Here is a 5,552-nt window from a genome sequence, read left to right as displayed (position 1 = left end):
TGGTGCGGGAGAACTGGACGGGCAAGGCGTCCGAGGACTTCGACGCCGTCGTGCGGGCGGTGACCGCCAAGATGAGCGGGGTTCTGCAGTTCCTGCAGAACCCGGGCTACGGCGCGACGCTGCGTGCCGCGGGCGACCGGCTGGCCGACCACCAGCAGCGGTTCCGCGACCTGCAGGGGCAGAAGGCACAGCAGGATGCCCAGCCACCGGCGGCGGGTGCCCCGTCGCCCGAGGAGACCGCGAAGGTCAACGACGACTCGGCCAAGCAGATCCTGCGGGACCTGCGCACGGCGTACTGGGACGTCGGCAACGCGCTCACGCCGCTGCCGTACAAGCCACCGCAGGTGGTCGCCGACACGAGCGGCGACACCAAGAACGGCGAGCACTCGCCGGGCAACGGGTCGCCGAACCCCGGCGGCACCCACCCGAACGGGAACCAGTTCTTCGGGCCGGGCGGTGCCCCGCCGCCGCTGCTGACGAAGACGGCCACGACGACCCGGTCCGGCTCGCCCGGCGGCGACGACCGGTTCCGGTTCACCGGGCAGAGCGGCCCCGACGCCCAGGTACTCGGCCGCGGCGACCAGGGTGGCCAGAGCTTCGGCGGACCGGGACCGGGTGCTCCGTTCATGCCGGGGCAGCGGGGTTCGGTGTTCTTCGCCGGGGGATCACAGGGGAACGGCCCGGCGGTGCTGGGTCAGAAGTACTCCGTGACGGCCCGGCAGGAGCCGCTCGAGCAGGCCGAGGACGAGGCCGCCGCCGCGGCGTTCGGTGCGGTGGCGCCGGCGGTGCTCGGCCGCTCGGCGAGCCGGTCGGGGACCTGCCGGCCGGAGAGCACGACCACCTCGGGCAGGACCGGCAAGGAGAAGGACGGCAAGCGGAAGACGGCCGAGGAGTCGCTGCCCGTGGCGGAGACCCTCGCGGAGACCCGACCGGAGACGGTGTCGGCGGAGACGGTCGACCAGCCGGCGGAGCTGCCGGCCGAGGAGAGGTCGAACCTCGTCAGGACGGCCGTCGACGCGCCGTCGACGCTGGTGGCCGACAAGGCGCACGAGCTCGTGGCGCAGGCCGCCACCACGTCGGGGCAGCCGCTCGTGGCCACCCAGGGCGTCACCACCGAGGGCGTCACCACGCAGGGGCTGACCACCCACGGCGTCACTACCCACGGCGTCACCACGCACGCGGTCGCCGGGACACCGCTGGAGACCGCGGCGGTGTCGCAGGTGACCTCGCAGGCGGTGCCGCATGCCGGGGCGGCGGCCTCGGCCGCCACGCCGGCCGAGGCGGCCAAGCACGCGGTGCCGGCCGCGCTGGAGCTGGGGCCGGACGCGAAGAGGTCGTTCGCGTTGTCGGCGTCCGGGCTCGGCGGTGGCGGCGGCGTCACGCACGCGGTCGCACTCGACCCGCACGCCCGCGGCATGTCCGCGCCGGGCACCACGACCCCGGACGGGCTCACGGTGCCCGTCGAGCCGACCACCGGCGCCGCCGCGCAGGGCGCGTCCGGTCGTGCCGCCACCGACCCCTACGCGTCCCAGCACATGGGCGGCTTCCCGATGTCGGGAATGATGATGGGCGGCATGGGAGGCATGGGGGGCCAGCAGAACAACGGCCGCATGGCGGCCCTGCCGAACGAACCGCGCCCCGAGGTCTGGGACCCGGCGACCGGCGCGCCCATCGCCGTGGGCAAGCGGGAGCAGGAGAAGGAGCAACCGCAGGAGCGTGAGCCCGAGCTCTCCCGGGAAGAGGTGCGGGCCGCGCTCACCGAGAAGTTCGCCGAGCTGGACCGGCTGATGGAACGAGGGAAATGACGATGGCTGACTGGAACTCCGCCGATCCCGACCAGGCCATGGACGCCGCGTACGCGATGTTCGAGAACGAGTCCCGCAAGCTCGGCGAGCTGGGCAGGCACTGGGACGAGGCGAGCACGACGGTGCGGGCCAAGGACCACTCGCTCGAGATGACCTTCGACGGCCGCGGCGAGCTGGTCGACCTGGTCTTCAACTCGTCCAAGTACCGCGCGATGCCGCCGGCGCAGCTCGCCCAGGTCATCATCGAGACGCTGCGGCAGGGCCGTGCGCAGGCCCAGCAGAAGATGACCGAACTGATGGGCGTGCCCGACATCCCCGGCCTCGACCTGAACGGGCTGGCCACCGGGCAGGTCCGCCCGGACGAGCTGCTCAGCTCCCTGATCGGCCCCATGTTCGACAAACTCGACGACTTCGGCGTGGACAACGAGCGGCCACGACCGGACAACCGCACCAGGGAGGACCGCGCCAATGGCTGAGAACTTCTACCTCGACGAGCCGGCGTTCGAAGGCGTCACGGACGACCTCCTGGTCACCGGGACCAACTTCAAGACAGCGCACACCAAGCTCAACGGCGTCCTCACCGCCTACCAGGGCTGCTGGGGTGACGACGAGATCGGCATGGCGTTCCAGAACAACTACTGGGAGAACGCGGAGAAGGTCCGCGAGGGCACCGAGAACGGCGGCGAAGGGCTGATCGAGACCGCCAGGACCTCGCGCAAGTCCGCGGAGTACCTCTCGAGCGTCGACGAGCAGACCGCCCAGTACCTGGACTCACAGGTGCACCCGGAGTGACCTCCCCGGGCGAGTGAACGTTTGACCGGTCCGGCCACGTGTCCCCAGCAGAGAGCCATGCGGAAGGAGGTGCACTGACAAATGGCTTCTGGTGGCAAGGACGGTGGCGGCGGCGGCCACGGTGGGCAGGCGAGTGGCGTAACCGGCAACGGGTCGTCGATGACGACCCAGCTGCCCGACGGACTGCAGAAGTTCTTCAAGGTCACCCTCGGTATGACCTGGCCGGAGGGCAGCGAGGGCGGCCTCCGCGCGATGTCGAACGCCTGGTACGACTTCCAGGACGAGATGAACGACCGGATCGACGAGATCAACGCGCTCCTGCCCCGGTTGGACTCGTCGATGCGCGGCGTCACCGCGAACGCCCTCAAGGACTACCTCAACGAGGTCAACAAGGGGCTCGCGGAGGTCGAGTCCGCGGCGGGCGAGTTCGGCAAGATGTGCCAGAACACCGCCGCGGACATCCAGAAGTCGAAGATCATGCTGATCGCGATGGCGCTGATGGTCCTGGCCACCGTCATCTCGCTGCTCGCATCGCTCTTCGGCGCGTTCGCGGTACCCGGGGTGCTCGCGGCGGGCCGCGTCGCGCTGCAGGCGATCTGGAACGCGCTCGTCCGCAAGATCCTCTCGATGACCTGGCAGAAGGCGGCCATGGGCCTGGCCAGGTTCGCCTGGCAGATCGGCAAGTACGCGGCCGGCGGCGCGGCGTTCATGGGTGGCCTGGACCTCGGCATCCAGACCGGCCAGCTGATCGACAACAAGGTCCACGGCGGCCGCGGCGGCCGCAGTGACATCGACTGGGACTCGGTGAAGGGTTCCGTCATCGGCGGCGCGATCGGCGGTGCCGCGTTCGGTGGTTTCCACGGCCTGGGCAAGGGCCTCGGCAACATCGCGAAGGGCGCCGGGAAGAAGGGGCCGGGCGGCAAGATCCCGGAGGGCTTCAACAAGAAGAACGACCCGCACAGCTGGAAGAACGCCCTGGGCGGGGCCGGCAAGGAGGGCGACCCGCCCGGCTGGGTGCGCGGGCTCGGGCAGATCGGGTACTCGGGCGCGCAGGTCGGCATGGTGGCGGCCAGCAACCCGATCGTGAACAAGGCCACCGGCCACGACGACGACATCTGGGCGGGCATCCTCGGCGGTGCCGCGCCCTATCACCTGAGCAAGGGCATGTCGGCGAAGCTCGACAACGCGGTCGGCGACATCGCCAAGAAGTTCGCCGGCAAGTTCGGCTTCGACTTCAACGGCCCGGAGCTCCCCGGCGGCGGCGACCCGGAGAAGGCGCCCCTGCTCGGCGGCGATGACGAGAGCGGCGCACACGACTCCGACGACGGTGACGACACCGGCTCGTTCGACGAGTCGCAGCCCGTGGTCATCCCGGACGGCCCGCTCGAGACGGGCGGCTTCGGCAACCACGGCCAGGACATCACCGCCGGGAACTCCAAGTTCGGCAGCCTCTTCTCCGGCGACCACCAGCCGGTCACGACGTCCGACGGGCACTCGGGTTCACACGGCAACGGGAAGGTGTCCGAGGAGGCCGCCGGGTTCCTGGGCGGGAACACGGGGAACGAGCGCGGTGGTGCTGGTGCTGGTGCCGGGAGCGGGCAGGGGGGCCAGAAGGGGGGTTCCGCCGGGGCGCGGTTCGCGCAGGCCGGGCCGCAGGGTCAGGGTGTTGGGCAGGGGCAGAGCGGTGGTGGGCAGAGCCAGCAGGGTGGGGGGCAGGGCCGGTTCGGTGATGGGGAGAGCCGGTTCGGTGGGGAGCAGAGCCGGTTCGGTGGGGACCAGGGGCGGTTCGGTGGAGAGCAGGGCGAGCAGAGTCAGCACGGCGGGGAGCAGAGCCAGCCGGGCGGCCAGAGCCAGCACGGCGGCGGGCAGAACCAGTTCGGTGACCAGAACCGGTTCGGTGACCAGAGTCAGTTCGGCGGGCAGAGCCAGCATGGTGATCAGGGTCAGCACGGTGGCCAGGGCCAGTTCGGTGACCAGAGCCAGCATGGCGGGCAGAGCCAGTTCGGTGGGCAGAGTCCGTTCGGGGGGCAGGGCGGTCAGTACGGGCAGCAGTTCGGTGATGGGCAGCGTGGCGCGCCGGTAGTCACGTCGTCCGGACCACAGGGCAACGGTGTGTCCGGGCAGGGGCAGTTCGGGGGGCAGCAGTCCGGTGTCCCGGGTGGGCAGCAGACGCCCGGCGGCACGCAGCAGAGCCCCGGAGGAAGCCAGCAAACCCCGGGTGGGACCCAACAGACGCCAGGTGGGACGCAGCAAACCCCAGGTGGGACCCAGCAGGGGCCCGGTGGGACGCAGCAGGGTGGGAATCCCGTCACCCAACAGGGTGGGAATCCCGCGGCGCAGCAGGGTGGGCAGCCGGTTACGCAGCAGTCGGGGCCACAGTCCTCGGCTCAGCAGTCGGGCACCCAGCAGCCCGGGACGCAGTCGAACACGCCGTCGTCCACGCAGCCGTCGTCCACACCGCAGTCGGGCACGCAGTCGTCGTCCGCACCGCAGTCGGGCACCCAGCAGTCGGGCACCCAGCAGTCGGGCACCCAGCAGTCGGGCACGGGCGGTGGGGCCAAGGGTGCGCCCGTGGTCACCCAGTCCGGGCCGGAGACGCAGTCCCAGTCGCACGGTGCGTCCGGGGGGCAGGGACCGTCCCTTCTGGACAGTCCGGCGCCCGAGCTGAACATCCCGGCGTTGGCCGACGGCAAGCCGGACCTGAGGTTGGACACGTCGTTCGTCGACACGGACGATGCCCCCGTCAGCCCGCTGACCGAGGAGCCGCCGCACGGGGAGCCGGCCGGGCCGGTCAGTCCGGTGAGCCCGATCTCCCAGGTGCCGCCGGCGTTCCCGAGCAGTTCCGGGGGGAGCAACGTCGGGTCCACGCCGTCGGCGCCGATGTCGCAGGGCACGCACAGCGGGTCGTTCTCCCAGAACACGACCCCGCAGGCGACTCCGCAGTCCAGCCCGCAG

Annotated in this window: 2 protein-coding genes and 2 pseudogenes; all 4 read left to right on the top strand. The window is 71.3% G+C overall.

Annotation, left to right across the window (positions count from 1 at the left end):
* Nucleotides 1-1,805 (top strand): annotated as a pseudogene (locus ACJ73U_RS06880) (hypothetical protein); the annotation flags it as partial.
* 2 nt (nt 1,806-1,807) lie between these two features.
* Nucleotides 1,808-2,281, top strand: coding sequence for a YbaB/EbfC family nucleoid-associated protein (locus tag ACJ73U_RS06875; protein ID WP_407776683.1), 474 nt, complete (start codon nt 1,808-1,810; stop codon nt 2,279-2,281).
* A complete protein-coding gene (locus tag ACJ73U_RS06870) occupies nt 2,274-2,597 on the top strand; it encodes a hypothetical protein (RefSeq protein WP_407776682.1) in 324 nt (107 codons plus the stop codon). The genes ACJ73U_RS06875 and ACJ73U_RS06870 overlap by 8 nt, the downstream gene beginning before the upstream one ends.
* 81 nt (nt 2,598-2,678) lie before the next feature.
* Nucleotides 2,679-5,552, top strand: a pseudogene (locus ACJ73U_RS06865) (hypothetical protein); the annotation flags it as partial.

Source organism: Actinophytocola sp. (assembly GCF_045807065.1).
In the GTDB taxonomy this organism is placed as follows: Bacteria; Actinomycetota; Actinomycetes; order Mycobacteriales; family Pseudonocardiaceae; genus Actinophytocola.
Note: the sequence above shows the minus strand (reverse complement) of the source record. Positions and strands in the feature narration are given on the sequence as shown.

What these genes read in the sequence shown, in the direction of transcription:
- ACJ73U_RS06875 (WP_407776683.1), top strand. Translation starts at nt 1,808, where the DNA reads ATGGCTGACTGGAACTCCGCCGATCCCGACCAGGCCATGGACGCCGCG.
- ACJ73U_RS06870 (WP_407776682.1), top strand. Translation starts at nt 2,274, where the DNA reads ATGGCTGAGAACTTCTACCTCGACGAGCCGGCGTTCGAAGGCGTCACG.